Origin of the sequence: Methylosinus sp. R-45379 (assembly GCF_001644125.1) — a bacterium.
Classification (GTDB): domain Bacteria; phylum Pseudomonadota; class Alphaproteobacteria; order Rhizobiales; family Beijerinckiaceae; genus Methylosinus.
The window spans coordinates 1-3,954 of the sequence record NZ_LUUM01000311.1; the positions used below are offsets into that span (position 1 = coordinate 1).

The following is a 3,954-nucleotide window of genomic DNA, read 5'->3' on the forward strand; positions in this document are numbered from 1 at the left end:
ATCTCCAGGGGCACGATCGCTGGACCCGTCGCCGCTCGCCGATTGGCGGTTCAACGGCGCAGCGGAGACATTACCGTCGACGCCGTAAGTGTGACGATCCCCACTGCCTCGCCGGCTTCGGCCGCGCGAGGCCTTTTTGCCTGCGCTCCGCGGCCGAGCCGGGGGTATCCATGCCGAGGGATCGGGGCTATCTTGCGCGCGCCCTTTCCGCCCTCTCTATGAGGGCCTAGCGTTCATGCTCCTCGCGCGATGACTCTCACACATAAGCCCGTCGGTCCCGACAGCCGCGTCTTCCTCGTCGACGGCTCGTCCTTCGTCTTTCGCGCCTATTTCCAGTCGATACGGCAGGACGCGAAATATAATTATCGCACGGACCGCCTGCCGACCGGCGCGGTGCGGCTGTTCTGCGCCAAGCTGTTTCAGTTCATCCGCGAGGGCGCGGCCGATCTCACGCCGACGCATCTCGCCATCATCTTCGACAAATCGGAGAACTCCTTCCGCAAGGAGATCTACCCCGCTTACAAGGCGCATCGTCAGGACCCGCCCGACGATCTCATTCCGCAATTTCCGCTGATGCGCGCCGCCGTGCGCGCCTTCGGCCTGCTGCCGATCGAGCAGGACGTCTATGAGGCGGACGATCTCATCGCCACTTACGCGAAAGAAGCGCGCGCGCGTGGCGCCGATGTGCTGATCGTCTCCGCCGACAAGGATCTGATGCAGCTCATCGACGATAAAGTGTCGATGTACGACCCCGCCTCGGGAACAGCAGGAGCTAAGGGCGCGCGCGAGGAGCGGCGCATAGGCGTCGCTGAGGTGGTCGATTATTTCGGCGTGCCGCCTTCGAGGGTCGTCGATGTGCAGGCGCTCGCCGGCGATTCTACCGATAATGTGCCGGGCGCCAAGGGCATTGGCGTGAAAACCGCCGCGCAGCTCATCAATGAATATGGCGACCTCGACACGCTGCTGGCGCGCGCCAGCGAGATCAAGCAGCCCAAGCGCCGCGAGACGCTGACCGATCCTTTGAGCGTCGCGCTGATCCGCACGTCGGAGAGACTGGTGAAGCTCGTCGATGACGCGCCGCTGGAGATTCCGCTCGACGATCTCGGCCTGCATCAGCCGGATGGCAAGACTCTGGTCGGCTTTCTGCAAGCGATGGAGTTCACGCAGCTGACGCGCCGCGCCGCGGAGACCTATGGCGTCGAGGCGAATGAGATAGAGCCGGACCCGGCCTTTGTCGGCCCGGCGGGATGGCGCGGCCGCAATGGCGAGGTCGCCGAGACGCCCGCCCTCCCCGCGCCGGAAGCGACTGCGCCCGCAGCTCCCGCGGCGGAGAAGGGCGCGCTCGGCCCGGCCGCGCTCGCCGAGGCGCGGCGCGAGCAAGGCGTCGCGACGAAGATCGATCGCTCGCTCTATGAGACGGTGACGACGATCGAACGGCTCGACGCCTGGATCGCGGAAGCCTTCTCCATCGGAATCGTCGCGATGGATACGGAGACGACCTCGCTCGATCCCATGTCCTGCGATCTCGTCGGCGTCTCTCTGGCGACGGCGCCCGGACGCGCCTGCTATATTCCGCTGCAGCATGTCGCGCCCACCGGCGCCGATCTGCTCGGCGGCGATCCGCCGCCCGTGCAAATTCCCTTTGCAGAAGCGCTCGCGCATCTGAAGCCGCTGCTGGAAGCGCGCGGCGTGCTGAAGATCGCGCATAATATGAAATATGATCTCCTCGTTCTGGCCTGCTGCGGCATCGATGTCGCGCCGATCGAGGACACGATGCTGATCTCTTACGTGCTCGACGCCGGCCGCAATAATCACGGCCTCGACGAGCTTTCGAAGAAGCATCTCGGCCACGAATGCATTCCGTTTTCCGCCGTCGCCGGCTCCGGCCGCACCTTCATCGGCTTCGCGCGCGTGCCGCTCGACAGAGCGACCGAATATGCGGCGGAAGATTCCGATGTCGCTCTGCGTTTGTGGCGCGCGCTGAGGCCGCGCCTTGCCGCCGAGCATATGACCAGCGTCTATGAGACGCTGGAGCGCCCCATGGTGAGCGTGCTCGCGAAGATGGAGCGGCGCGGAATCGCGATCGATCGCAATATTCTCTCGCGCCTCTCCGGCGAATTCGCGCAGGATATGGCGCGGCTCGAGGCCGAGATCCACGAGCTCGCCGGCGAGAGCTTCAACCTCGGCTCGCCCAAGCAATTGGGCGATATTCTCTTCGGCAAGATGGGCCTGCCCGGCGCCAAGAAGACCGCGACCGGCGCCTGGTCCACCTCGGCCAGCGTGCTCGACGAATTGGCCGAGAGCGGCAACACATTCGCCGCGCGAATATTGGATTGGCGACAGCTCTCCAAGCTCAAATCCACTTACACGGATGCGCTGCCCACTTTCGTCAATCCGACGACGCAACGCGTCCACACATCTTACGCGCTCGCCGCGACGACGACGGGGCGGCTCTCCTCGTCCGACCCCAATCTGCAGAACATCCCCGTGCGCAACGAGGCCGGCCGCAAGATTCGCACGGCCTTCGTCGCCGAGCCCGGCAATGTGCTCATCTCGGCGGATTATTCGCAGATCGAATTGCGCCTGCTCGCGCATATCGCCGATATTCCGCAATTGCGGCAGGCCTTCGCGGATGGAATCGACATTCACGCGATGACGGCGAGCGAGATGTTCGGCGTGCCGGTGCAGGGCATGCCGTCAGAGGTGCGCCGCCGCGCCAAGGCGATCAATTTCGGCATCATCTATGGCATTTCCGCCTTCGGCCTCGCCAATCAGCTCTCCATTCCGCGCGAGGAGGCGGCCGCCTATATCAAGCGCTATTTCGAGCGCTTCCCCGGCATTCGCGGCTATATGGACCAGACCCGCAAGGCCGTGCGGGAGAACGGCCTCGTCACCACCATCTTCGGCCGCAAATGCCATTTCCCGCGCATCGGCTCCTCCAACGCCTCGGAGCGCGCTTTCTTCGAGCGCGCGGCGATCAATGCGCCGATCCAAGGCGCGGCCGCCGACATCATCCGCCGCGCCATGGCGCGCATGGACGCGGCGCTCGCGCATGAGAGGCTGAGCGCGCGCATGCTGCTGCAAGTGCATGACGAGCTGGTGTTCGAGGCGCCGAAGGAAGAGGCCGAGGCGACGATCCGCATCGTCAAGCGCGTGATGGAAGAGGCGCCGCATCCGGCGGTGACGCTCTCCGTGCCGCTGGAAGTGGAAGCCCGCGCCGCGCAGAATTGGGACGAGGCGCATTGATGGGGAGCGACGCTGCGGTCGCGCCAGCGAAGCGGGCTATCGAATGCGCGCATCCTCGTCGCCCCCCGACGTCACGGCCGGGCTTGTCCCGGCCATGACGGCCGCAGGGCTGCGGGAGAGGGCTGGCGAGTGGGCTCGTCTCGCGAATCCAGGGCGCGCGAATGCGCCCCGCCGCGTCGCGCAGGTGATGCAAGGTCGTTCGGGACGCCGCGGCCGCCGTCGGCCAGGGCCTTTTTGTAAAAAGACGCATCGGAAGCTTTGACGTCCCGAACGCGGTCTGCCCCTCCTCTGCTCCGCCTCCCGACCCAGGTGTGTTTTTCCCTTTCAGGTAGTCTATTCCCGCGCGAGCCTGGGATATTCGGCCGGCTTTTGCATTTGTTCCCAAATGCCTCCGCACGAAGGAGAAGCCGCGCCGGCGGAGTGGCGTCGAGCGCGTGAACGAGGGTAGCCGCCCCGCGTCTCTCGAAACCGCGCCCCCGCCGGCCCCGCTCCTACCCCAGAGAGAGGCCCTTGCCGTTCGGCGAGGGTGAGGGAGTATAGGAATATATTCTGGATATTGTCAAGGTGGGGGAGGGGGCTTGTAATGCCCAACGACGTCGTCCGTCGTTGCCAAACTCGCGCAGACGTTTCAAAATCTCATTCAGCCTGGACGCGCGATATGTCCCCAACAAACCGGCGACCGTGCGACCGGATCGTGCCCCTTGGAGA

1 protein-coding gene is annotated in these 3,954 nt (G+C 65.1%); it reads left to right on the top strand.

Annotated features, from left to right (window positions below; genetic code table 11):
• Positions 1-249: 249 nt before the first annotated feature.
• The gene (polA, locus tag A1351_RS23170) at positions 250-3,246 is read left to right on the top strand and encodes a DNA polymerase I (RefSeq protein WP_064034046.1); all 2,997 of its coding nucleotides are present in this window, start codon (positions 250-252) and stop codon (positions 3,244-3,246) included.
• Positions 3,247-3,954 lie beyond the last annotated feature (708 nt).

Excerpts from the sequence above, each read along its gene's own strand:
- polA (WP_064034046.1), top strand. The coding sequence starts at position 250 with ATGACTCTCACACATAAGCCCGTCGGTCCCGACAGCCGCGTCTTCCTC.